Source organism: Azospirillum sp. A26 (assembly GCF_042604635.1).
Taxonomy (GTDB): Bacteria; Pseudomonadota; Alphaproteobacteria; order Azospirillales; family Azospirillaceae; genus Azospirillum; species Azospirillum palustre.
In genome coordinates this window covers 1598660-1621495 of the sequence record NZ_CP170472.1, presented here as the reverse complement: position 1 = coordinate 1621495, position 22836 = coordinate 1598660, and the positions used below count along the sequence as shown (strand labels likewise).

Here is a 22836-nt window from a genome sequence, read left to right as displayed (position 1 = left end):
GAGGGGACAGCGATGCTTCGCGATGAGGACCGCATCTTCACCAACCTCTACGGCTACCAGGACTTCGGTCTTGACGGAGCCCGCAAGCGCGGTGACTGGGACAACACGGCATCCTTCCTGGCCAACGGCCGGGACTGGATCATCGAGCAGGTGAAGGAATCGGGGCTGCGCGGCCGTGGCGGCGCCGGCTTCTCGACCGGCATGAAGTGGTCCTTCATGCCGAAGAACGTGACCGACAAGCCCGTCTACCTCGTCATCAACGCCGACGAGGGCGAGCCCGGCACCTGCAAGGACCGCGACATCCTGCGCCACGATCCGCACAAGCTGATCGAAGGCTGCCTGATCGCCGGTTTCGCCATCGGTGCCAGTGCCTGCTACATCTACATCCGCGGCGAGTTCTACAACGAGGGCTCCAACGTCCAGCGCGCCATCGACGAGGCGTATGCGGCGGGGTTGATCGGCAAGAACGCCTGCGGCACCGGCTACGATTACGACGTCTACATCCACCGTGGTGCGGGCGCGTACATCTGTGGCGAGGAAACCGCGCTCATCGAGTCGATCGAGGGCAAGAAGGGCCAGCCGCGCAACAAGCCGCCGTTCCCTGCTCAGGCCGGGCTCTATTCCTGCCCGACCACGGTGAACAACGTCGAATCCATCGCCGTCGTTCCGACCATCCTGCGCCGCGGCGCCTCCTGGTTCGCCGGCCTCGGCCGTCCGAAGAACTCGGGCACCAAGCTCTTCTGCATCTCCGGGCACGTCAACAAGCCGTGCAACGTGGAAGAGGAGATGGGCATCCCGCTGAAGGAGTTGATCGAGAAGCATGCCGGCGGCGTGCGCGGCGGCTGGGACAATCTGCTGGGCATCATCCCCGGCGGCTCGTCGGTCCCGGTTCTGCCCAAGTCGATCTGCGACACCGTCCTGATGGACTTCGACAGCCTGCGCGAAGTGCAGTCGGGCCTCGGCACCGCCGCGGTGATCGTGATGGACAAGTCCACCGACATCGTGAAGGCCATCGCCCGCCTGTCGTCCTTCTATGCCCATGAGTCCTGCGGCCAGTGCACGCCGTGCCGCGAAGGCACCGGCTGGATGAGCCGCGTCATGCAGCGCATGGTCACAGGCAACGCGCGCATGGAAGAGATCGACATGCTGCTGCAGGTCACCAAGCAGGTCGAAGGCCACACCATCTGCGCGCTCGGCGACGCTGCCGCCTGGCCGATCCAGGGCCTGTTCCGCCACTTCCGCCCGGAAGTGGAACGGCGCATCCAGGCCTACCGCAACAGCGCCCCGCTGGCGGCCGAGTAAGGAGTTCCCGTTCCCATGCCGAAACTCACCATCGACGGGATCGAGATCGAGGTCGAGCCGGGCACCTCGATCCTCCAGGCTTGCGAGCAGCTGGGGATCGAGATTCCGCGCTTCTGCTACCATGAGCGCCTCAGCGTGCCGGCCAACTGCCGCATGTGCCTCGTGGAGATGGAGCGCGCGCCCAAGCCGGTCGCGTCCTGCGCCATGCCCTGCGGCGACGGAATGGTCGTCCGCACCAACAGCGAGACCGTCCTGAAGGCCCGCAAGGGCGTCATGGAGTTCCTGCTGATCAACCACCCGCTGGATTGCCCGATCTGCGATCAGGGCGGCGAGTGCGATCTGCAGGACCAGGCCATGGCCTATGGCTTCGACCGCGGCCGCTACGGCGAGAACAAGCGGGCGGTCAAGGACAAGTATATGGGTCCGGTCATCAAGACCATCATGACCCGTTGCATCCATTGCACCCGCTGCATCCGCTTCATCAACGAAGTGGCCGGTGTTCCCGATGTCGGCGCCGTCTATCGCGGCGAGCACATGGAGATCACCACCTTCGTCGAGAAGGCCATCGGTTCCGAGCTGTCGGGCAACCTCGCCGACGTCTGCCCGGTCGGCGCGCTGACCCACAAGCCCTACGCCTTCACGGCGCGTCCGTGGGAGCTGCGCAAGACCGAGACCATCGACGTCCTCGACGCCGTCGGCTCGAACATCCGCGTCGATGCCCGTGGGCCCGAGGTGATGCGCGTCCTGCCGCGCGTCAACGACGACATCAACGAGGAGTGGCTGAACGACAAGAGCCGCTACTCCTATGACGGGCTGAAGCGCCAGCGTCTGGACCGCCCCTATATCCGCCAGAACGGCAAGCTGGTCCCGGCCAGCTGGGCCGAGGCCTTCACCGCCGTCGCGGCGCGTCTGAAGGGCTTGTCCGGCAACCGCGTCGCCGCCATCGCCGGCGATCTGGTCGATGTCGAGGCGCAGTTCGCGCTGAAGGAGCTGCTGTCGCGGCTCGGCTCTGCCAATCTGGATTGCCGCCAGGACGGTGCGCGGTTCGACACCTCGGTGCGGGCCGGCTATCTGTTCAACTCGGGCATCGCCGGCATCGAGAAGGCCGACGTCATCCTGCTGGTCGGCACCAACCCGCGCTGGGAAGGCACGCTGGTCAACGCCCGCATCCGCAAGCGCTATATGGCGGGCGGCGTTACCATCGCCTCCATCGGCGAGCAGCGCGACCTGACCTACCCCTACAGCGTGATCGGCTCCGGTCCGGAGACGCTGCAGCAGCTGATCGACGGCAGCCACCCGTTCTCCGAGACGCTGCGCGCCGCCAAGAACCCGATGATCATCGTCGGCATGGGCGCCTTCCAGCGCGCCGACGGTCTCGCGGTGCAGGCCGCCGCCCGTCTGGTCGGCGAGGCCTACGGCATGTTCCGCGACGACTGGAGCGGCTTCAACGTGCTGCACACCGCCGCGGCGCGGGTCGGCGGCATCGAAGCCGGCTTCCTGCCGGGCGAGGGTGGCCGAGACGTTCACGGCATTCTCGACGGCGCGTCGAAGGGCGAGATCGACTTCGTCTACCTGCTGGGTGCCGACGAGATCGATACCGCGAAGCTGGGCAATGCCTTTGTCGTCTATCAGGGCCACCATGGCGATGCCGGCGCCCACCGCGCCGACGTCATCCTGCCGGGTGCCGCCTACACCGAGAAGAACGCGGTCTACGTCAACACCGAAGGCCGTCCGCAGCTCGCCCGCCTTGCGGTCTTCCCGCCGGGTGAAGCGCGCGAGGACTGGAAGATCGTCCGCGCCCTGTCGGAAGTCCTGGGCACCACGCTGCCCTTCGACACCCACGGCCAGCTGCGTCAGCGGCTGATGGCGGCGAACCCGATCTTCGGTGCGGTCGGCGAGATGACACCGGCCAGCTGGGCGCCGTTCGGCGCGCAGGGTCCGGTGGACGCGGCGCCCTTCGTGACGCCGATCACCAACTTCTACATGACCGACCCGATCAGCCGGGCGTCGGTGACGATGGCCAACTGCACGGAAGCGCTGGTGGGCCCTGCTCAGGAGAGGACTGGCACCCATGGCTGAGTTCTGGAGCGGCTTTCTCCTGCCGCTGATCATTATGGTCCTGCAGATCCTGGCGATCACCGTGCCGCTGCTGGTCGCCGTCGCCTTCATGACCTATGCCGAGCGCAAGATCATGGGCGCGATGCAGATGCGCCAGGGTCCGAGCATCGTCGGTCCCTTCGGCCTGATGCAGCCCTTCGCGGACGGCCTGAAGCTGTTCGCCAAGGAACAGATCCTGCCGGAAGGCGCCAACCGCGTCGTGTTCTACGTCGCGCCGATGCTGACCTTCTTCCTGGCGCTGATCGCCTGGGCGGTCATCCCGTTCGACTACGGGGTGGTGCTGTCCAACATCAACGTCGGCGTGCTGTACCTGTTCGCGATCTCCTCGCTGGGCGTCTATGGCATCGTGATGGCCGGCTGGGCCTCGAACTCGCGCTACGCCTTCCTCGGCGCGCTGCGCTCCGCGGCGCAGATGGTGTCCTACGAGGTCTCGATGGGCCTCATCATCATCTCCGTGCTGCTGTGCGTCGGCTCGCTGAACCTGACCGACATCGTTCGGGCCCAGGAGAAGGTCTGGTTCTGCATCCCGCTGCTGCCGATGTTCGTGATGTTCTTCATCTCGGCGCTCGCGGAAACCAACCGCGCCCCCTTCGACCTGCCGGAAGGCGAGTCTGAGCTGGTCGCCGGCTTCATGGTGGAGTACAGCTCCGCTCCCTTCGCGCTCTTCTTCCTTGGCGAATACGCCAACATGATCCTGATGAGCGCGATGACGAGCATCCTGTTCCTCGGCGGCTGGCTGCCCCCGCTGCCCTTCGCGCCCTTCACCTGGGTGCCGGGCATCGTGTGGTTCGCGCTGAAGATCGCGTTCTGCCTGTTCACCTACGTCTGGGTTCGCGCCACCGTGCCGCGCTACCGCTACGACCAGCTGATGCGGCTGGGTTGGAAGGTCTTCCTGCCCCTGTCGCTGTTCTGGGTCGTGCTGACCGCCGGCGTCCTGGTGACCTTCGGCTGGCTGCCGAAGTAAGCGGCATCGCGGCCAAGCCAGCCTGCACCGAACCCACCATTGACGTGTCGATTTGAGTGCCGGCGAGCCAACCCATCGAATGGGAGCGGCCGCCGGCGAGGAAGGAGACGAAGAGGCCATGGCGTTCCTCGACCGCGCGGCGCGCAGCCTGTTCCTGACCGAGCTGCTGGGCGGCATGGCGCTGACCTTGCGCTACATGTTCAAGCCCAAGGTCACGCTGAACTACCCCTATGAGAAGGGCCCCATCAGCTCGCGCTTCCGCGGCGAGCATGTGCTCCGCCGCTATGCGAGCGGCGAGGAGCGCTGCATCGCGTGCAAGCTGTGCGAAGCGGTGTGCCCGGCTCTCGCCATCACCATCGAGGCCGAACCGCGTGACGACGGCAGCCGCCGCACCACGCGCTACGACATCGACATGACCAAGTGCATCTACTGCGGCCTGTGCCAGGAAGCCTGCCCGGTCGACGCGGTGGTCATGGGGCCGAACTTCGAGTTCTCCACCGAATCCCGGGAAGAGCTCTTCTACAACAAGCAGAAGCTGCTGGCGAACGGCGACCGCTGGGAGGCGGAAATCGCCCAGAACCTCGCGGCCGAGGCTCCTTACCGGTAAGCGGAAGCGAGAAAAACGATGATACTCCAAGGCATCGCCTTCTACGTGTTCGCCGCGCTGCTGGTGGCCTCCGGTGTGATGGTCATCTCGGCGCGGAACCCCGTTCACTCCGTCCTTTTCCTGATCCTCGCCTTCTTCCAGGCGGCCGGTCTCTGCCTCCTGATGGGGGCGGAGTTCATCGCGATGATCCTGATCATCGTCTATGTCGGCGCCGTCGCCGTGCTGTTCCTGTTCGTGGTGATGATGCTCGACATCAACTTCCGCGAGCTGCGCAAGGGCGCGATGGAAGCGCTGCCGCTCGGCGCGTTGGTCGGGCTGATCCTGCTGGCCGAACTGGCTGCGGTGCTCGGCGGCTGGATCGTCGCGCCGAACGTCGCCGCCATCGCCGGCGCGCCGACCCCGGCCTTCGATCAGGTGTCGAACACCCAGGCGCTGGGCCGGCTGATGTACACCCAGTACGTCTACCTGTTCCAGGCGTCGGGCATCGTCCTGCTGATCGCCATGATCGGCGCCATCGTGCTGACGCTGCGGCACCGTCCGGGCGTGCGCAAACAGAATGTCGGCGCCCAGATCGCCCGTCGCCGGGAAGAGGTGGTCGTCATTCGCAAGGTCTCGACCGGGGAGGGCGTGTGATCATGGAGATCGGTCTCGGACATTACCTGACGGTCTCGGCCATCATCTTCACGCTGGGTGTGCTGGGCATCTTCCTGAACCGGAAGAACGTCATCATCATCCTGATGTCGATCGAGATGATGCTGCTGGCGGTGAACCTGAACCTCGTCGCCTTCTCGACCTTCCTGCACGATCTGGTCGGCCAGATCTTCGCCATGATCATCCTGACCGTCGCCGCCGCCGAGGCGGCCATCGGCCTCGCCATCCTGGTGGTCTACTTCCGCAACCGCGGCTCGATCCGAGTCGAAGACATCAACATGATGAAGGGCTGAGGCGGCGCCATGGAAGTGCTAGTCGTATTCCTTCCGCTCCTGGCGTTCCTCGTCGCCGGATCGATCGCGCTGTTCGGCGGGCCGAAGGCCGAGCCGGCGGCCGCGGGTCACGGAAGCCACGGTCATGGCCATGACGATCACGGGCACGCCCAGATCGCCCATGGCCATGACGATCATGCCCACCACATCTCGCACGACGAGCTGAACCACGCGCACGACGATGCCCACGACGACCACCATGTCGTCGCCGGCCCGCCGACCGTTGGCGACCGCGTCGCGCAGTTCGTGACCGCGGGCGCCGTCATCGTCTCGGCGATCCTGTCCTGGACTCTGTTCTACGATGTCGCCGTGCACGGCCATCCGCGCACGATCGAACTGATGACCTGGATCCAGAGCGGCACGCTCGACGTGAAGTGGGCGCTGCGCGTCGACCAGCTCACCGCGGTGATGCTGATCGTCGTCAACACCGTCTCGGCCTGCGTGCACGTCTACTCCATCGGCTACATGGCCGAGGACCCGCAGAAGCCGCGCTTCATGGGCTACCTGTCGCTGTTCACCTTCGCCATGCTGATGCTGGTGACGGCGGACAACCTGGTCCAGCTGTTCTTCGGCTGGGAGGGCGTCGGTCTGGCCTCCTACCTGCTGATCAACTTCTGGTACGAGAAGCCCTCGGCCAACGCCGCCGCGATGAAGGCCTTCCTGGTCAACCGCGTCGGCGACTTCGGTTTCGCCCTCGGCATCTTCGCGATCTTCGTGCTGACCGGCTCGGTCCAGTTCGACGCGATCTTCGCCAAGGCTCCGACGCTGACCGGCCAGACACTGCATTTCCTCAGCTGGGACTTCAACGGCCTGACCATCGCCTGCCTGCTGCTGTTCATGGGCGCGATGGGCAAGTCGGCTCAGCTCGGCCTGCACACCTGGCTGCCGGACGCGATGGAGGGCCCGACCCCGGTGTCGGCGCTCATCCACGCCGCCACCATGGTCACCGCCGGCGTCTTCATGGTCTGCCGCCTGTCCCCGGTCTTCGAATACGCCCCAACGGCGCTCGAAGTGGTGACGGTGGTCGGCGGCCTGACCGCCTTCGTCGCGGCGACCATCGGTTTCACGCAGTTCGACATCAAGCGCGTCATCGCCTATTCGACGATGTCGCAGCTCGGTTACATGTTCTTCGCTGCCGGCGTCTCCGCCTACGGCGCCGCCATGTTCCACCTGTTCACGCACGCCTTCTTCAAGGCCCTGCTGTTCCTTGGCGCCGGCTCGGTCATCCATGCCCTGCACCATGAGCAGGACATGCGCAAGATGGGCGGCGTCTGGCGCAAGATTCCCTTCACCTACGCGGTGATGTGGATCGGCAATCTGGCGCTCGCCGGTCTGCCCTTCTTCGCCGGCTACTATTCCAAGGACATGATCCTGGAGGCGGCCTTCGCCTCGGGCAGCGGCGTGGGGCGTTTCGCCTTCGCGCTCGGTATCGCGGCGGCTCTGCTGACCGCCTTCTACTCCTGGCGCCTGCTGTTCATGACCTTCCACGGCACGCCGCGGATGGACAAGGAAGTCTACGACCACGCCCATGAGTCGCCGGTCGTCATGCTGGTTCCGCTGGCGGTCCTGACGCTCGGCGCTCTGTTCGCCGGTGTCGGCTTCCACGAGTATTTCATCGGCCACGACCGTGCGGAGTTCTGGGGCAAGGCGATCATGACCTTGCACGGGCACGATGCCATCGAGGCTGCGCACCACCACACTCCGGGCTGGGTCGCGATCGCTCCGCTGGTTGTCGGCCTGCTTGGTATCGCCATGGCCTACATCGGCTATGTGATGATGCCGCGCCTGCCGGGCCGGATCGCCAGCACCTTCAGCGGCATCCACAAGTTCCTCTACAACAAGTGGTATTTCGACGAGCTGTATGACGCGCTGTTCACCCGTCCGGCCAAGGCCCTGGGCTATGGCCTGTGGAAGTCGGGCGACGGGGCGGTGATCGACGGCGTGGGTCCGGACGGCGTCGCCGCCGCCACCCGCGACATCGCGGCACGCACCAGCCGGCTGCAGTCGGGGTACGTCTATCACTACGCCTTTGCCATGGTGATCGGGGTCGTCCTGTTCGTCGCCTGGCTGTCGGTCTTCGGCTGAGCGGTTTCGAAGGAGAACAACAACAATGGCTAGCTGGCCGATCCTGTCGTTCGCGACCTTCCTGCCGCTCGTGGGCGTCGCGCTGATCCTGCTGTTCTGCCGGGGCAACACCCCGGATGTTCAGCGGAACGTGCGGTACATCGCGCTGTGGACGACCCTCGTCACCTTCGTCCTGACCCTGCTGGTCTGGGCCAACTTCGATCCGCGCAATCCCGGCTACCAGATGGTCGAGAAGGCGGGCTGGATCCCTGAGTTCGGCATCAACTACCACATGGGCGTCGACGGCATCTCGGTGCTGTTCGTCGTCCTGGCCGGCTTCCTGATGCCGCTGTGCATCCTGGCGAGCTGGGAGTCGGTGCAGGTCCGCCTGAAGGAATACATGATCGCCTTCCTCGCGCTGGAAACCCTGATGATCGGGATGTTCTGCGCTCTGGATTTCGTTCTGTTCTACATGTTCTTCGAAGGCGTCCTGATCCCGATGTTCCTGATCATCGGCATCTGGGGTGGCCCGCGTCGCGTCTACGCCGCCTTCAAGTTCTTCCTCTACACGCTGCTCGGCTCGGTGCTGATGCTGCTGGCGATCCTGGCCATGTATTACGTGGCCGGCACCACCGACATCCCGACCATCACCGCCACCCAGTTCCCGCGCAACATGCAGCTGTGGCTGTGGCTGGCCTTCTTCGCCTCCTTCGCGGTGAAGGTGCCGATGTGGCCGGTCCACACCTGGCTGCCGGACGCCCACGTCGAGGCGCCGACCGCCGGTTCGGTCATCCTGGCCGGCGTGCTGCTGAAGATGGGCGGTTACGGCTTCCTGCGCTTCAACATTCCGATCCTGCCGGAAGCCACCGAGTATTTCGCGCCGCTGATCTACACCCTGTCGGTCGTCGCCGTGATCTACACCTCGCTGGTCGCTCTCGCCCAGGAGGACATGAAGAAGCTGATCGCCTACTCGTCGGTCGCCCACATGGGCTTCGTCACCATCGGCATGTTCGCGCTGAACCAGCAGGGCATCGAAGGCTCGGTGTTCCAGATGCTGTCGCACGGCGTGGTGTCGGGTGCGCTGTTCCTGTGCGTCGGCGTCGTCTATGACCGGCTGCACACCCGCGAGATCGCCCGCTACGGCGGCCTCGTGAAGAACATGCCGAAATACGCGGTGGTCTTCCTGTTCATGACCATGGCCTCGGTCGGCCTGCCGGGCACCGCCGGCTTCGTCGGTGAGTTCCTGGTGCTGATGGGCGTCTTCCGCGACAACACCTGGGTTGCCGCCCTCGCCGCCACCGGCATGGTTCTCGGTGCCGCCTATGCGCTGTGGCTGTACCGCCGCGTCGTCTACGGCAAGCTGACCAAGCCGGACGTCAAGGCGATGTTCGACATGACCCCGCGCGAGATCGCGGTGTTCGTGCCGCTGATCGCCGTCGTCCTGTGGATGGGCATCTATCCCAGCAGCTTCCTGAACGTCACCTCGGCATCGGTCGAGCAGCTGATCCAGACCTACCAGACCAAGCTGGCCGCGTCGCACGCCGCGTCCGGTGTCTCGGTCGCCGCTCGGTAAGGGGTTCTTCGACATGACCGCAGTGTTTCCCGACATCTGGCCGGCCCTGCCGGAGATCTTCCTGGCTCTCTCGGGCGTTGCCCTGCTGATGCTGGGCGTGTTCCGCGGCGACGGCTTCACCCGTCCCGTCTCCTACCTGTCGATCGTCTGCATGCTGCTCGCCGCCATCCTGGCGATGGGCTACGGCAGCGGCCGCGTCGTCACCTTCAACGGCATGTTCGTGATGGATGCCTTCGGCGTCTTCATGAAGGTGCTGGTGCTGGTCTCCGCGGCCTTCGCGGTGATCCTCGGGCTGGGCTTCAACGAGCGGGAGCAAATGGCCCGCTTCGAGTTCCCGGTGCTGATGATCTTCGCCACGCTCGGCATGCTGATGATGATCTCGGCCAACGACTTCATCTCGCTGTATGTCGGGCTGGAGACGCAGAGCCTCGCGCTCTACGTCATCGCCGCGTTCCGCCGCGACAGCGCCAAGTCGTCGGAAGCCGGCCTGAAGTACTTCGTCCTCGGCTCGCTCTCCTCGGGCATGCTGCTGTACGGTGCTTCGCTGGTCTACGGCTTCGCCGGCACGACCTCCTTCGACAAGGTGGCCGCCCTGTTCGCCGGTGGCGCCCATGTCTCGCCGGGGCTGGTGATCGGTCTGGTGTTCGTGATGGCCGGTCTGGCCTTCAAGGTCTCGGCCGCTCCGTTCCATATGTGGACGCCGGACGTGTATGAAGGTGCGCCGACCCCGGTGACCGCCTTCTTCGCGGCTGCGCCGAAGGTGGCGGCCATCGCTCTGCTGACCCGCGTGGTGATGGAGCCGTTCGGCCATCTCGCCGCCCAGTGGCATCAGGTCCTGGTGGCGACCGCCATCCTGTCGATGGTGATCGGTTCCTTCGTCGCCATCATGCAGACCAACATCAAGCGCCTGATGGCCTACAGCTCCATCGGCCATGTCGGCTACGCGCTGGTCGGCCTGACCACCGGCACGCAGGAAGGCGTGCGCGGCGTGCTGATCTACATGGCGCTCTACATCGCCATGAACATCGGCGCCTTCGCCGTCATCCTCAGCATGAAGGCCAAGGGCCAGATGCTGGAGGAGATCAAGGACTTCTCCGGCCTGTCCAAGACAAACCCGATGCTGGCCGCGACCATGGCGATCTTCATGTTCTCCATGGCCGGCATCCCGCCGATGGCGGGTTTCTTCGGCAAGCTCTACGTCTTCCTGGCCGCCGTTGCCGCCCAGGAATACACGCTGGCCGTTATCGGTGTGCTGACCAGCGTCGTGGGTGCCTTCTACTACCTGCGCATCATCAAGATCATGTATTTCGATGAGCCCGCGGTGGTGGTCGACAAGGTCGATGACGACGGCATGACCGGCGTCCTGGTGCTGACCAGCCTGTTCACCCTGCTGTTCTTCGTCGCTCCGGCGCCGATCTTGAACGGTGCGGCTGCGGCGGCTGCGGCTCTGTTCGCCGGGTGATGTCCGACCGATGACGTCATCGCTCGAAGCGGAGGCGGCGCGTCTGCGCCTGCCTCCGGGCTTCCAGATCAAGGCCTTCGACTCCGTCGGCAGCACGAACGACGAAGCGAAGGCCTTGTCGCGTTCCGGGGCACCGGAAGGCACCGTCGTCTGGGCGCGCCGGCAGGACAGCGGCCGGGGCCGCCGGGGCCGGGCCTGGACCTCCCCGGACGGCAACCTCTACAGCACGACCATCCTGCGGCCCAGCCTGCCTCCCGCGGAAGCCGCCCAGGTCTCGTTCGTGGCCGCGCTCGCCATTGCCGAAACCGCCGAATCAGTGCTGCCCGATCCCGGCGGCGTGCGCTGCAAATGGCCGAACGACGTGCTGGTGCATGACCGCAAGCTGTCCGGCATCCTCCTCGAGTCGGAACCGGCGCCCGACGGCAAGGTCGCCTGGGTGGTACTGGGTGTCGGGATCAACCTGCGGCATTTTCCCCCGACCGCTGATTACGGTGCCACCTCCCTGATCGCCGAGGGCGCTCCGCCCATGGGCCCCGGGGCGCTGCTGGAGGTCTATGCGGAGCATCTGGCGGCTTGGTATGGACGCTGGCGCGCCCATGGTTTCGGTCCCGTGCGCGATGCGTGGATGGCGCGGGCCAAGGGGTTGGGTGGGCCGATCCTGGTCAGGCTGGCTGATCGGACGATCCCCGGCACCTTCGCCGATCTGGACAGCGACGGCGTTCTGTTGCTTGATCCAACGGACGGCGGACCGCGTCAGCGGATCGCTGCCGGCGATGTGTTCTTCGCGCCGCCACCCGCAGACCCTTGACTGTTGGACCCTCGACTGTCCGCCGCCGATTTCAAACGCTCACCGCCTTCAGGACTTTGCCATGCTGCTCGCGATTGACGCCGGAAACACGAATGTGGTGTTCGCCATCTATGACGGCGACCGCCAGCGCGGCATCTGGCGCACGGCGACCGATCCAAAGCGCACCTCCGACGAATACATGGTGTGGCTGACCCACCTGATGGCGCTGAAGGGGCTGAAGCCGGTCGACATCCATGGCGCGATCATCGCCAGCGTGGTGCCCGGCGCCACCTTCAACCTGAAACGGCTGTGCAAGGACCATTTCGGCTGCGAGCCGGTGATCGTCGGCCAGCCCGGCGTCGATCTGGGGGCCAAGGCCTTGGTCGACCGGCCGGAGGAGGTCGGTGCCGACCGGCTGGTCAACACGGTGGCGGCCGCCGCGACATACAAGACGCCGTTGATCGTCATCGATTTCGGTACGGCGACTACCTTCGACGTGGTGGATGCCGAGGGAAATTACCGCGGCGGCGTGATCGCGCCGGGGCTGAACCTGTCGCTGGAGGCGCTGCAGATGGCGGCCTCCAAGCTGCCGCGCGTGGAAATCCAGCCGCCGGCCGAGGTGATCGGCAGGAACACCATCGCCTGCATGCAGTCCGGCATCTTCTGGGGCTATGTCGGCCTGATCGAAGGGCTGGTCTCCCGCATCCGGGCGGAGTACGGCGAGCCGATGCGGGTGGTCGCCACCGGTGGATTGGCTGTTCTTTTCGCCAAGGCCACCCATGTCATCGAACACACCGACAACGAGCTGACGCTCCGCGGTCTCCTCCTGATCCACAAGCGCAACACGGTCCAATGACACAATCCTCCAAGACCGCCGCCGGACTGTCCGAAGCCCCGGCGGACACCTTCGTTCCGGAGGATGGCGCATTGTATTTCCTCCCGCTCGGCGGTTCCGGCGAGATCGGGATGAACCTCAACCTCTACTGCCATCAGGGCAAATGGCTGATGGTGGATCTCGGCATCTCCTTCGCCGACGACACCATGCCCGGGCTCGACGTCATCATGCCCGATCCGGCCTTCATCGCGGCGCGGCGCAACGATCTGGTCGGGCTCGTGCTCACCCATGCCCATGAGGACCATCTGGGCGCCGTCCAGTATCTGTGGCCGGAGTTGCGCTGCCCCGTCTATTGCACGCCTTTCACCGCGGCCTTCCTGCGCGCCAAGCTGCATGAGAAGGGGCTGAGCAGCACGGTGCCGATCCACGAGATCCCGCTGGGCGGCACCGTGGAGATCGGTCCCTTCTCCGTCGAATACGTCACCATGACGCATTCGATCCCGGAGCCCAACGCGCTCGCCATCCGCACCTCGGCCGGCACCCTCCTGCACACCGGCGACTGGAAGCTCGATCCCGATCCGCTGGTCGGCGAGACGGCGGATGAGGAACGGCTGCGCGCCATCGGCGACGAGGGGGTGCTTGCGCTGGTCGGCGACAGCACCAACGCGCTGGTGCCCGGCGCGTCCGGATCGGAGGCGACCGTCCGTGACGCGCTGATGGAGCTGTTCGGCCGTTACCGCGACCGCCGCATCGCCGTCAGCTGCTTCGCCACCAATGTGGCGCGGCTGGAGAGCATCGCCGCCGCCGCCGCTGCGCATGACCGTCATGTGGCGCTGGTCGGCCGGTCGCTGTGGCGCATCAACGAGGCGGCGCGGGCCACCGGCTATCTGGCCGACGTGCCGAAATTCCTGTCGGAGCATGACGCCAGCTACCTGCCGCGGGAAAAGCTGGTGCTGATCTGCACCGGCAGCCAGGGCGAGCCGCGCTCCGCCCTTGCCCGCATCGCCGCCAACGACCATCCGCAGGTGACACTGTCGCGCGGCGACGTGGTGATCTTCTCCTCCCGCGAGATTCCGGGCAACGAGCGCGACATCGGCCGTATGCAGAATCAGCTCGTCGCCCAGGGCGTCGAGCTGGTGACGGCGGACGAGGCCCCGGTCCATGTCTCCGGGCACCCGGCGCGCGACGAGTTGGTGCGCATGTACCAGTGGGTGCGCCCGCGCATCGCCGTGCCGGTCCATGGCGAACAGCGCCACCAGCAGGCCCATGCCGCCCTGGCGACGGACTGCCAGATCCCCCACAGCATCGTGCCTTCCAATGGCGAGATCCTCCGCCTCGACGGGCCGGAGGGTGCCCGCGTGGTCGCCCATGTCCGGGCCGGGCGCATGGCGGTGGACGGCAAGCGTCTGGTGCCGCTCGACACCGGCATGATGCGGGCGCGCAACCGGATGGTGAACAACGGCGCCGCCGTGGTGACGCTGGTGATGAGCGCGACGGGCGAGTTGATGACCGCGCCGCAGGTGGCGGTGATGGGGCTGATCGATGAGGCGACCGACCGCGACCTGCTGCTGGACGTGGTCGATGCGGTGCGCGAGTCGGTCGCGATGCTGCCCAAATCGGCGCGGGCCGACGACGCCCAGGTGAAGGAGGCGGCACGGATCGCCGTGCGCCGCTGCTTCAACGCGTCCCATGGCAAGAAGCCGGTGACGGAGGTCCATCTGGTCCGCGTCTGAGTGAAACACTGTATAACAGGCTTATCAGAGCCCCATAACGGGCCAGCGACAGCCATCGAGAGGACACGCATGATCGGGAAGCTCAACCACGTCGCCATCGTCGTTCCGGATCTGACGGCGGCGACCGCGCTCTACCGCGACACACTGGGCGCCGCGGTCTCGCAGCCGGTGGACCTGCCGCCGCACGGCGTCACCGTCGTCTTCGTCACGCTGCCCAACACCAAGATCGAGCTGCTGCATCCCTTCGGGGAGAAGTCGCCGATTGCCGGATTCCTGGAAAAGAACCCGTCCGGCGGCATCCACCACATCTGCTACGAGGTGGAGGACATCCTGGCCGCCCGCGACCGGATGAAGCAGCAGGGAGCCCGCGTGCTGGGCGACGGCGAGCCGAAGATCGGCGCCCATGACAAGCCGGTGCTGTTCCTGCATCCGAAGGATTTCTGCGGGACGCTGGTGGAACTGGAACAGGCCTGATCGTGGACTGCCACGGGCCTGCTGCAGGCCTGATCGACTGAAATGCGGAGAGGGCGATGGACAACTGGGTGACTGCGGCCTTCGTCTACATCGTCGTGTGGTGGGTGGTGCTGTTCGCGGTGCTGCCCTGGGGCGTCCGGACCCCGGAGACGCCGGAACCCGGCATGGCCTCCTCCGCACCGGTCGAGCCGCGCATTCTGCGCAAATTCATCATAACGTCGCTGGTCGCCCTGCTGGTGTGGCTGGTGATCTTCGGCATCGAGCGGTCCGGCCTGGTTTCCTTCCGGGATATGGCGCGGGACATGTTCTGACGACACAGAGGAGCAGGGCGGGTGAGCCTGAACTATTGCGCGGCCGCACCCGGCCATCCCCACCATGGTCCCTACCACGACGGCGAATACGGCTTTCCCAGCAGCGATGACCGGGTGCTGTTCGAACGTCTGGTGCTGGAGATCAACCAGGCCGGCCTGTCCTGGCTGACCATCCTGAAGAAGCGGGATGCTTTCCGTGCCGCCTTCGACGGCTTTGACATCGACCGGGTTGCTGCCTATGGCGAGGCGGAACGGGCGCGGCTGCTGGCCGATGCCGGGATCATCCGCAACCGTCTGAAGGTGGATGCGGTGATCGAGAATGCCCGCCGGATCATTGTGCTGCGGGAAACCCACGGGTCCTTCGATGGCTGGCTGCGTGCCCATCATCCGTTGTCCAAGGCGGAATGGGTGAAGCTGTTCGGCCGCACTTTCCGCTTCACCGGTGGCGAGATCGTCGGCGAGTTCCTGATGAGCCTGGGCTATCTGCCGGGTGCCCATCAAGCCGACTGTCCGGTCCAGGCGGTGGTGCTGGAACTGAATCCCCCATGGAAAGCCGCCGTGGACGCCGGCTATCGCGGGTATCGGCCTAAGGAATAAGCAAAAGTTCGCTCAGAACCGCGGCAAACGCTGAAAGTCTGGGCAAAAATGCAAGTATTTTGTGCAAGGGGTGGTTCTGCCTCTGTTTTAGGCTTGCCATGGCCGCGGGCCGGGTCCACTCTTTTCTGGTGATGAGGGGGATATTCCCCCTTTCCGACGCCTGGTGGCGATTCCTCCCTAAACTCGATAGGCCGCGCCGCATTCGCCGCGCGGCCTTTTCTTTTCCATCCGATGTGTGTCGGCACACTGGCGGTGTGGCGGGGACAGAAAATTTCCGCCGATGCTCCAGAAAACGTTAACGGTTTACTTGGTAGCGTTGCTCGGCTTAGTTCCTGTGGTGGGGCTTCCCCAGTGCGGGCGTTCAGCCGGGTTTTTCAGATCGCCACCGGGGGGCCGTGCCGTCCGGTGGCTTTCCGCTTTGCTCGCGTATCCAGCTGGACCTTTGCCCGCTCCGGCGGGCGGCAGGAAAGGGACGACAGTCGAGGCGCCGATGGCCGCGAATGAAAACGAACGGTTCAATCAGTTCGCGGCGGTTGTGGCGGCCGAACTGTTGGAGCGCACCAAGAAAAGCATGGAGCTGCTGGCGCCTGAGCAACAGCCATGCTCGGTCCTGCCCTTCATCCAGACGCCGTCCTTCGTTGAGTTCTATCAGGAACTGGTGCGTGTCGGCATTCTGCCGGTCGTGCTCAGCCGCCGTCCGGTGCGCGCCATCGTCGGTGACGTCGACTGGGCGCGGGAAGGGCGGGAGTATCTGCTGACCGTTCTCGACGACCGCTCCAACGCCATCTTCACGGCCTGGGAATTTGCCTGGGACTCGCTGTGGGACGAGCGCAAGATCGGGCAGGATGGCGGCAACAGCAGCCAGTCCAAGCCGAAGAAGGGCTTCTTCAGTGCCCTGTTCGGCCGAAGGCGGGAGGAAAAGACGGGCAGCGACGGTGGTGGTGGCGGTGCGGAGGGCAGTGTGATGGCCGGCCTTCACACGATGCTGACCGAACTAGCGGAAAAGCGCGGTTTCCTGCCGCTGTTCCATGACGATGTCCGCATCCTGAAGGCGCTGCCGCGCCTGAAGCCGGGCCGGGTGGCGCAGGCGTGGAAGGAGATCTCGCAGTACCACCACCAGGAATTCTATCTGCCCGAGCCCGAACAGGCGAAGCCGGGTGTGACCTCCGACTGCCTGCAGAAATGGCATTACAATCTGCCGGACAAGATCGGCGAGTTCCTGGTGCTGAAGGCGGCGATCGACCTGGAGCATGTAAACAAGCCCTTCATCGGCAAATACATCCGCCAGTCGGCGCGGACCCAGGAGGAGGCGGAAAAAGGGATGCCCTACCTGTCGATCTACTGGAAGGCCATGCGCAACCCGGCCCCGGTGGCCGAACGGCACACGCTGTGACGCCGCGCGGAACCCTTATGCGCCGGGCCGTGCGCGCCGGGATGGCGGCTCTGCTGCTGTCCCTGACGCCGCTTCCAGCCCCGGCGCAGTCGCCGCAGCCGCTTCCCGGTCCGATCCCGCTGACCCCCGATGCGGCCCGCAACAGGCCGGCCGGCGACCGGCCGGTGGTTGACCTCTCGCTTTGCCAGCGCTTGACCCGCCATGTGCCGGCCGCCGACGTCGAGTATCGGCCGGGCGTCGATGTCAATGGCCGGGCGGTGGCGCCGGCCGATCTGCCGGGCACTGCCGGTGCGCAGCCGCCGATTCCCATCGACCTGCCGCTGTCGGTCGATCTTGCCCGGCGGATGGGCGTCGCCCTGCCGTCGGTTCCCCATCTGCCCAACGACATCACCGCGGTCTGGCTCAGCGTTGTCGGCGACCGGCTCTATCTGAACGGCCAGCCGATCGATCCGGGCGCCGAGGAGCGCCTCTACGCCTATTGCCGCACCCGGTAGGCAGAGGGGCAGGCGGGACTGCCGGCGGGGGGCTTACAGTGGACAAGTGAGGGCGACCTTCCTAAAGTCGCTCATCCGCCGTCGTGTCCGCTCTTTCGTTGCGAAGCAGCGGGCGCGTCGGCCTTGTCGAACACCTCGCACACGAGAACAGAGCCATGCGGCTGTCCAGCTTCTTCATGCCGACCCTCAAGGAGACCCCGACCGAGGCGCAGATCGTCTCGCACCGCCTGATGCTGCGGGCCGGGATGATCCGCCAGACCAGCGCCGGCATCTATGCCTGGCTGCCGCTGGGCTATCGGGTTCTGCGCAAGATCGAGCAGATCGTCCGCGAGGAGCAGGACGCCGCCGGCGCGCAGGAATTGCTGATGCCGACCATCCAGTCGGCCGATCTGTGGCGCGAGAGCGGCCGTTACGACGATTACGGCAAGGAGATGTTGCGCATCACCGACCGTCACGACCGCGAGATGCTGTTCGGTCCGACGAACGAGGAGATGATCACCGACATCTTCCGGTCTTTCGTCAAGAGCTACCGTCAGTTGCCGCTGAACCTCTACCACATCCAGTGGAAGTTCCGTGACGAGATCCGCCCGCGCTTCGGCGTGATGCGCGGCCGCGAATTCCTGATGAAGGATGCCTATTCCTTCGACTTCGACGCGGCCGGCGCCCGCCGCTCCTACCAGAAGATGTTCCTGGCTTACCTGCGCACCTTTGCCCGCATCGGGTTGAAGGCGATCCCGATGCGCGCCGACACCGGCCCCATCGGCGGCGACCTCAGCCACGAGTTCATCATCCTGGCCGAGACCGGCGAGAGCGGCGTCTTCTGCCACAAGGATTGGATGAACCTGGACGTGCTGAAGGACGCCCCCGGCATGGAGGACGACCTGCAGCCCTTCTTCGACCGCATCACCTCGATCTATGCGGCGACCGACGAGAAGCACGACCCGGCCAACAGCCCGGTCCCGGAGGCCGATCTGGTGTCGGCCCGCGGCATCGAGGTCGGCCATATCTTCAACTTCGGCACCAAATACTCCAAGCCGATGAACGCGGTGGTCGCCGGTCCGAACGGCGAGTCGATCCCGGTGGAGATGGGCAGCTACGGCATCGGCGTGTCGCGCCTGATGGGTGCGATCATCGAGGCCAGCCACGACGACAACGGCATCATCTGGCCGGACGCCGTCGCCCCCTTCAACGTCGGCCTGATCAACCTGAAGTCCGGCGACGCCGAGACCGACCGCGTCTGCGCCGAGCTGTATGCGAAGCTGGAAGCGGCCGGGCTGGAGGTCGCCTATGACGACCGCGACGAGCGTCCCGGCGCCAAGTTCGCCGACATGGACCTGATCGGCGTTCCGTGGCAGCTGGTGGTCGGGCCGCGCGGTCTGAAGAACGGCGTCGTCGAGTTGAAGCGCCGCGCCACCGGCGAAAAGGAAGAACTGCCGGTCGAGGCGGCGCTGGCGAAGCTGCTGGGCTGATCGGCTTAACTCGAAGAGGAAGCCCGGACCGCCAAAGTCGGCGGTCCGGGCTTTGCCCTTTTCCCGCCACGCTCACGTTCTTATGTAGGGCATCGTTTCCGCCTGCCCACAGGCCCCCGCCACAGGACCCTCGCCTCATGATCTTCAACGCCTTCGAACGCATGGTCGCGATGCGTTACCTTCGGGCGCGCCGCCAGGAAGGGTTCATCTCGGTCATCGCGGGGTTCTCGCTGCTGGGCATCGCGCTCGGCGTGGCGACGCTCATCATCGTGATGGCGGTGATGAACGGCTTCCGGGCGGAGCTGCTGGGCCGTGTGCTCGGTCTGAACGGCCATTTGAATGTCTACAGCTCGCGCGGCGGGCCGCTGCCGGACTTCGACATCCTGGCCGGCAAGCTGCGCAACACGCCGGGCGTGGTCAACGTTACCCCGACGGTGGAGGGGCAGGCGCTGGTGTCGGTGCGCGGCGTCGCATCCGGCGCCGTCATCCGCGGCGTGCGGGCGGAAGACTTCAAGGTGCGGCCGACGCTGGCCAACAACGTCATCCGCGGCTCGGTCGCCGAGTTCGGGGAGGACCGCGTCGCCATCGGCGTGCGCATGGCCCAGCGCCTGGGCCTGTCGGTCGGCGACCAGATCACACTGATCGCACCCCAGGGCAACGTCACCGCCTTCGGCACCGTGCCGCGGATGCGCAGCTATCCCATCGGCGCGATCTTCGACGTCGGCATGTTCGAATACGACAACAGCTTCATCTTCCTGCCGCTGGAGGAGGCTCAGGCCTTCTTCCGCACCGGCGACGCGGTGACCTCGCTGGAGGTCTTCGTCAGCGATCCGATGCAGATCGCCGCAGCCCGGTCCGCCGTTCAGTCGGCGGTGGCGGGGGAGGGCAGGGTGGTCGACTGGCAGCAGTCGAACGCCAGCTTCTTCACCGCGCTCCAGGTCGAACGCAACGTGATGTTCCTGATCCTGTCGCTGATCATCATGGTGGCGGCCTTCAACATCATCTCCAGCCTGATCATGCTGGTGAAGGACAAGGGGCGCGACATCGCGATCCTGCGCACGATGGGGGCGACGCGCGGGATGATCATGCGCATCTTTTTCCTCTCCGGCGCCAGCATCGGCGTCACCGGGACGCTGCTGGGTCTGGCGCTCGGCGTGTCCTTCGCGCTGAACATCGAGAGCATCCGGCAGGTCATCCAGGGGCTGACCGGCACCAACCTGTTCAATGCCGAGATCTATTTCCTGTCCCACCTGCCGGCCAAGATCGACTGGAGCGAAGTGACCCAGGTGACGCTGATGGCGCTCGGCCTGTCCTTCGCCGCCACCATCTACCCGTCCTGGCGCGCCGCCCGGCTCGACCCGGTGGAGGCCCTGCGCTATGAGTGATGCCGTCATGCAGCCGATGCTGGAGTTGAAGGGGATCGTCCGCCGCTTCGAACAGGCGGGCGAGACGCTGGAGGTGCTGCGCGGCGTCGACCTGACGGTCGGCGGGGGCGAACTGGTGGCGCTGGTCGGCCCGTCGGGGGCCGGAAAATCGACGCTGCTGCACATCGCCGGCCTGCTGGAACGGCCGACCGGCGGCGAGGTGCGCATCGCCGGGACCGATGTGTCCAATCTGGACGACGGCAAGCGGACCGAGGTGCGGCGCCGCTCCATCGGCTTCGTCTACCAGTTCCACCATCTGCTGCCGGAATTCTCGGCGCGGGAGAACATCGTCCTGCCGCAGATGATCGCCGGCGTGTCGAAGTCGGTCGCCAGGCAGCGCGCCGACGAGCTTCTGCGCATGGTTGGGCTGGAACAGCGCGGCACCCACCGCCCGGCCCGCCTGTCGGGCGGTGAGCAGCAGCGCGTCGCCATCGCCCGCGCGCTGGCGAACGCCCCGTCGCTGCTGATCGCCGACGAGCCGACCGGTAACCTCGACCCGCACACGGCGGAGCATGTCTTCACCATGCTTTCGGCCATCGTCCGTCAGGCCAAGGTCGGCGCCCTGGTCGCCACCCACAATCTGGACCTTGCCCGCCGCATGGACCGGGTGCTGGAGATGCGCGACGGCCTTCTGGTGGAATACCAGCCGTCGGAACTGGTGCCGCTGAGCGAAGTGGCGTCGGAACCCTGATAAGCGGCGTCATAGGCCGAAAGCGGATCCGTCTCCCGGTTGCCAAGCCGGTGCATCGCCACCACTCTCATGCGCGACCGCACCGGCTGAGCTGCGGCACGAGGCAAAACAGGGGCATCGGGGATGGACCAGCGGATCATCGACCTTTACGACGAATACACCCACGCGCCGCTGCCGCGCCGGGTCTTCCTGGAGCGGCTGGCGGCGCTGACCGGCAGTGCGGCGGCCATTCCAGCGATCCTGTCGGCAATCGAGCCGAACTACGCCCGCGCCGCCGTTGTCGGCGAGGACGACACCCGTCTGGCGGCAGAGAAGGTGTCCTTCCAGGGGGCGACCGGCGACGTGTCCGGCTATATCGCCCGGCCGAAGCTGGCGGACAAGGCTCCGGCGGTGGTCGTCATCCACGAGAACCGCGGCCTGAACGCCTATGTCGAGGACGTCACCCGGCGCCTCGCCACCGAAGGCTTCGTGGCGTTTGCCCCGGACCTGCTGTCGCCGCTGGGCGGCACGCCGCAGGATGCCGACAAGGCGCGCGACATGATCGGCCAGCTCGACACCGACAAGACGGTCAACAATTTGATCGCGGCGATGAGCTATTTGATGGCCTATCGCTATTCCTCGGCGAAGGTCGGGGCGGTCGGCTTCTGCTGGGGCGGCGGCATGGTCAACCGGCTGGCGATCAAGGCGCCCGACCTGAAGGCCGGCGTCGCCTTCTACGGCCCGACCCCCGACCCGGCGCTGGTCACCACGGTCAAGTCGCCGCTGCTGCTGCACTATGCCGGCCTGGACGAACGCATCAACGCCGGCATCCCGGCGTACGACGAGGCGCTGAAGAAGGCGCATGTTGAACACCAGATCTACGTCTATGACGGCGTCAACCACGCCTTCCACAACGACACCTCGGCGGAACGCTACAACAAGGACGCCGCCGATCTGGCCTGGAAGCGGACGGTGGAGTTCCTGAAGGCGAAGCTGGCGTAAGGGCGTTCAGCCCAGCACGGCCGCCGTATCCACGACCGTCGCATATTCGCCGTCCATGTTGGCGAGCGACAGGTCGTGGACCTCGTCGGCCGTCCGCAGCCTTCCCGACCGGTCTTTCCTGGCGAAGGTGAAGCAGGCGTCGGCCACCAGACGCACGTCGTAGCCGAGGTTGCCGGCCATCCGCACCGTCGCCTCGACGCTGTTGTTGGTGATGACGCCGGCCACCACCAGCGTGGCGATGCCGTGACCGCGCAGCCACTCGTCGAGCCCGGTGCCGATGAAGGCGCTGTTTACCCGCTTGCCGATCACGGTCTCGCCGGGTAGTGGCCTCGCCTCGTCTTTGAAGGGATGGCCGGGACCGCCGGGGCGGTAGCTGGAGTCCGGCTCCACCGAATCGTGGCGGATATGGACGATGGGCCGTCCGTCCCGCCGCCACGCGGCCAGCAGCGCCGCGACGTTGGTCTCCGCCTGCGGGTTGTTGCGCGGGCCGATCAGGGCCCAGCGCGGGTCGTCGATGGCCTTTTGCAGGTCGATGACCAGCAAAGCGGCGTTGAAGGGAAGCTTTTCCATGACT

Annotated in this window: 22 protein-coding genes; 21 read left to right on the top strand and 1 reads right to left on the bottom strand. The window is 65.9% G+C overall.

Features of this window, described 5'->3' with window-relative positions; all coding sequences use genetic code 11:
* Positions 1-12 precede the first annotated feature (12 nt).
* The 21 genes from nuoF (at position 13) to ABNQ39_RS08105 (ending at position 22262) form a co-directional block, all read left to right on the top strand.
* Entirely contained in the window at positions 13-1302 is a 1290-nt protein-coding gene (gene nuoF, locus ABNQ39_RS08205) for an NADH-quinone oxidoreductase subunit NuoF (RefSeq protein ID WP_109052068.1), read from the top strand.
* Positions 1303-1317: 15 nt separating this feature from the next.
* Positions 1318-3381: an NADH-quinone oxidoreductase subunit NuoG gene (nuoG, locus tag ABNQ39_RS08200; RefSeq protein WP_376956731.1), complete on the top strand. Its 2064-nt coding sequence runs from the start codon at positions 1318-1320 to the stop codon at positions 3379-3381.
* On the top strand, positions 3374-4384 hold the full coding sequence (gene nuoH, locus ABNQ39_RS08195) for an NADH-quinone oxidoreductase subunit NuoH (RefSeq protein WP_098739368.1): 1011 nt from the start codon (positions 3374-3376) through the stop codon (positions 4382-4384). Before nuoG ends, nuoH begins: the two co-directional genes overlap by 8 nt.
* A gap of 118 nt (positions 4385-4502) precedes the next feature.
* Positions 4503-4991 carry an NADH-quinone oxidoreductase subunit NuoI gene (nuoI, locus tag ABNQ39_RS08190; protein WP_042693501.1) on the top strand — a complete coding sequence of 163 codons (489 nt, stop codon included), beginning with the start codon at positions 4503-4505 and terminating at the stop codon, positions 4989-4991.
* An 18-nt stretch (positions 4992-5009) separates the two neighbouring features.
* Positions 5010-5624, top strand: a complete 615-nt coding sequence (locus tag ABNQ39_RS08185) for an NADH-quinone oxidoreductase subunit J (protein ID WP_376956728.1) — start codon at positions 5010-5012, stop codon at positions 5622-5624.
* A gap of 2 nt (positions 5625-5626) precedes the next feature.
* Positions 5627-5935, top strand: a complete 309-nt coding sequence (gene nuoK, locus ABNQ39_RS08180; protein WP_014248409.1) for an NADH-quinone oxidoreductase subunit NuoK — start codon at positions 5627-5629, stop codon at positions 5933-5935.
* Between the two features lie 9 nt (positions 5936-5944).
* A complete protein-coding gene (nuoL, locus tag ABNQ39_RS08175; RefSeq protein WP_376956725.1) occupies positions 5945-8059 on the top strand; it encodes an NADH-quinone oxidoreductase subunit L in 2115 nt (704 codons plus the stop codon).
* Between the two features lie 25 nt (positions 8060-8084).
* Positions 8085-9611, top strand: coding sequence for an NADH-quinone oxidoreductase subunit M (locus tag ABNQ39_RS08170; protein ID WP_109052072.1), 1527 nt, complete (start codon positions 8085-8087; stop codon positions 9609-9611).
* Between the two features lie 13 nt (positions 9612-9624).
* Positions 9625-11073: an NADH-quinone oxidoreductase subunit NuoN gene (nuoN, locus tag ABNQ39_RS08165; protein ID WP_376956722.1), complete on the top strand. Its 1449-nt coding sequence runs from the start codon at positions 9625-9627 to the stop codon at positions 11071-11073.
* A 10-nt stretch (positions 11074-11083) separates the two neighbouring features.
* Positions 11084-11881: a biotin--[acetyl-CoA-carboxylase] ligase gene (locus tag ABNQ39_RS08160; protein WP_376956720.1), complete on the top strand. Its 798-nt coding sequence runs from the start codon at positions 11084-11086 to the stop codon at positions 11879-11881.
* Between the two features lie 61 nt (positions 11882-11942).
* Positions 11943-12716: a type III pantothenate kinase gene (locus tag ABNQ39_RS08155; RefSeq protein WP_098739374.1), complete on the top strand. Its 774-nt coding sequence runs from the start codon at positions 11943-11945 to the stop codon at positions 12714-12716.
* A complete protein-coding gene (locus ABNQ39_RS08150) occupies positions 12713-14428 on the top strand; it encodes a ribonuclease J (RefSeq protein WP_376956717.1) in 1716 nt (571 codons plus the stop codon). The genes ABNQ39_RS08155 and ABNQ39_RS08150 overlap by 4 nt, the downstream gene beginning before the upstream one ends.
* Positions 14429-14497: 69 nt before the next feature.
* Positions 14498-14902 carry a methylmalonyl-CoA epimerase gene (mce, locus tag ABNQ39_RS08145; RefSeq protein ID WP_376956715.1) on the top strand — a complete coding sequence of 135 codons (405 nt, stop codon included), beginning with the start codon at positions 14498-14500 and terminating at the stop codon, positions 14900-14902.
* Positions 14903-14958: 56 nt separating this feature from the next.
* Positions 14959-15213, top strand: a complete 255-nt coding sequence (locus ABNQ39_RS08140) for a DUF1467 family protein (protein WP_098739377.1) — start codon at positions 14959-14961, stop codon at positions 15211-15213.
* Between the two features lie 21 nt (positions 15214-15234).
* Complete coding sequence (locus ABNQ39_RS08135; RefSeq protein ID WP_376956712.1) at positions 15235-15810, top strand: DNA-3-methyladenine glycosylase I; 576 nt, start codon at positions 15235-15237, stop codon at positions 15808-15810.
* A gap of 490 nt (positions 15811-16300) precedes the next feature.
* The gene (locus ABNQ39_RS08130; RefSeq protein ID WP_376956710.1) at positions 16301-17203 is read left to right on the top strand and encodes a hypothetical protein; all 903 of its coding nucleotides are present in this window, start codon (positions 16301-16303) and stop codon (positions 17201-17203) included.
* A gap of 17 nt (positions 17204-17220) precedes the next feature.
* Positions 17221-17697 (top strand): hypothetical protein, encoded by a 477-nt coding sequence (locus tag ABNQ39_RS08125; RefSeq protein ID WP_376956708.1) that lies wholly within the window; start codon positions 17221-17223, stop codon positions 17695-17697.
* Positions 17698-17852: 155 nt separating this feature from the next.
* Complete coding sequence (proS, locus tag ABNQ39_RS08120) at positions 17853-19166, top strand: proline--tRNA ligase (RefSeq protein WP_376956706.1); 1314 nt, start codon at positions 17853-17855, stop codon at positions 19164-19166.
* A gap of 137 nt (positions 19167-19303) precedes the next feature.
* The gene (locus ABNQ39_RS08115) at positions 19304-20551 is read left to right on the top strand and encodes a lipoprotein-releasing ABC transporter permease subunit (RefSeq protein WP_376956704.1); all 1248 of its coding nucleotides are present in this window, start codon (positions 19304-19306) and stop codon (positions 20549-20551) included.
* The gene (locus ABNQ39_RS08110) at positions 20544-21281 is read left to right on the top strand and encodes an ABC transporter ATP-binding protein (RefSeq protein WP_376956702.1); all 738 of its coding nucleotides are present in this window, start codon (positions 20544-20546) and stop codon (positions 21279-21281) included. The genes ABNQ39_RS08115 and ABNQ39_RS08110 overlap by 8 nt, the downstream gene beginning before the upstream one ends.
* Before the next feature lie 123 nt (positions 21282-21404).
* Positions 21405-22262, top strand: a complete 858-nt coding sequence (locus ABNQ39_RS08105) for a dienelactone hydrolase family protein (protein WP_376956700.1) — start codon at positions 21405-21407, stop codon at positions 22260-22262.
* A gap of 6 nt (positions 22263-22268) precedes the next feature.
* On the opposite strand, the gene ABNQ39_RS08100 is transcribed toward ABNQ39_RS08105, so the two are convergent.
* The gene (locus tag ABNQ39_RS08100) at positions 22269-22832 is read right to left on the bottom strand and encodes a cysteine hydrolase family protein (RefSeq protein ID WP_376956698.1); all 564 of its coding nucleotides are present in this window, start codon (positions 22830-22832) and stop codon (positions 22269-22271) included.
* Positions 22833-22836: the final 4 nt, after the last annotated feature.

What these genes read in the sequence shown, in the direction of transcription:
- nuoI (WP_042693501.1), top strand. Translation starts at nt 4,503, where the DNA reads ATGGCGTTCCTCGACCGCGCGGCGCGCAGCCTGTTCCTGACCGAGCTG.
- ABNQ39_RS08125 (WP_376956708.1), top strand. Translation starts at nt 17,221, where the DNA reads ATGCGCCGGGCCGTGCGCGCCGGGATGGCGGCTCTGCTGCTGTCCCTG.
- ABNQ39_RS08185 (WP_376956728.1), top strand. Translation starts at nt 5,010, where the DNA reads ATGATACTCCAAGGCATCGCCTTCTACGTGTTCGCCGCGCTGCTGGTG.
- nuoL (WP_376956725.1), top strand. Translation starts at nt 5,945, where the DNA reads ATGGAAGTGCTAGTCGTATTCCTTCCGCTCCTGGCGTTCCTCGTCGCC.
- ABNQ39_RS08130 (WP_376956710.1), top strand. Translation starts at nt 16,301, where the DNA reads ATGGCCGCGAATGAAAACGAACGGTTCAATCAGTTCGCGGCGGTTGTG.
- ABNQ39_RS08105 (WP_376956700.1), top strand. Translation starts at nt 21,405, where the DNA reads ATGGACCAGCGGATCATCGACCTTTACGACGAATACACCCACGCGCCG.
- ABNQ39_RS08140 (WP_098739377.1), top strand. Translation starts at nt 14,959, where the DNA reads ATGGACAACTGGGTGACTGCGGCCTTCGTCTACATCGTCGTGTGGTGG.
- ABNQ39_RS08100 (WP_376956698.1), bottom strand. Translation starts at nt 22,832, where the DNA reads ATGGAAAAGCTTCCCTTCAACGCCGCTTTGCTGGTCATCGACCTGCAA.
- ABNQ39_RS08160 (WP_376956720.1), top strand. Translation starts at nt 11,084, where the DNA reads ATGACGTCATCGCTCGAAGCGGAGGCGGCGCGTCTGCGCCTGCCTCCG.
- mce (WP_376956715.1), top strand. Translation starts at nt 14,498, where the DNA reads ATGATCGGGAAGCTCAACCACGTCGCCATCGTCGTTCCGGATCTGACG.
- nuoN (WP_376956722.1), top strand. Translation starts at nt 9,625, where the DNA reads ATGACCGCAGTGTTTCCCGACATCTGGCCGGCCCTGCCGGAGATCTTC.
- nuoF (WP_109052068.1), top strand. Translation starts at nt 13, where the DNA reads ATGCTTCGCGATGAGGACCGCATCTTCACCAACCTCTACGGCTACCAG.
- nuoG (WP_376956731.1), top strand. Translation starts at nt 1,318, where the DNA reads ATGCCGAAACTCACCATCGACGGGATCGAGATCGAGGTCGAGCCGGGC.
- proS (WP_376956706.1), top strand. Translation starts at nt 17,853, where the DNA reads ATGCGGCTGTCCAGCTTCTTCATGCCGACCCTCAAGGAGACCCCGACC.
- ABNQ39_RS08150 (WP_376956717.1), top strand. Translation starts at nt 12,713, where the DNA reads ATGACACAATCCTCCAAGACCGCCGCCGGACTGTCCGAAGCCCCGGCG.
- ABNQ39_RS08170 (WP_109052072.1), top strand. Translation starts at nt 8,085, where the DNA reads ATGGCTAGCTGGCCGATCCTGTCGTTCGCGACCTTCCTGCCGCTCGTG.
- ABNQ39_RS08155 (WP_098739374.1), top strand. Translation starts at nt 11,943, where the DNA reads ATGCTGCTCGCGATTGACGCCGGAAACACGAATGTGGTGTTCGCCATC.
- nuoK (WP_014248409.1), top strand. Translation starts at nt 5,627, where the DNA reads ATGGAGATCGGTCTCGGACATTACCTGACGGTCTCGGCCATCATCTTC.
- nuoH (WP_098739368.1), top strand. Translation starts at nt 3,374, where the DNA reads ATGGCTGAGTTCTGGAGCGGCTTTCTCCTGCCGCTGATCATTATGGTC.
- ABNQ39_RS08115 (WP_376956704.1), top strand. Translation starts at nt 19,304, where the DNA reads ATGATCTTCAACGCCTTCGAACGCATGGTCGCGATGCGTTACCTTCGG.
- ABNQ39_RS08110 (WP_376956702.1), top strand. Translation starts at nt 20,544, where the DNA reads ATGAGTGATGCCGTCATGCAGCCGATGCTGGAGTTGAAGGGGATCGTC.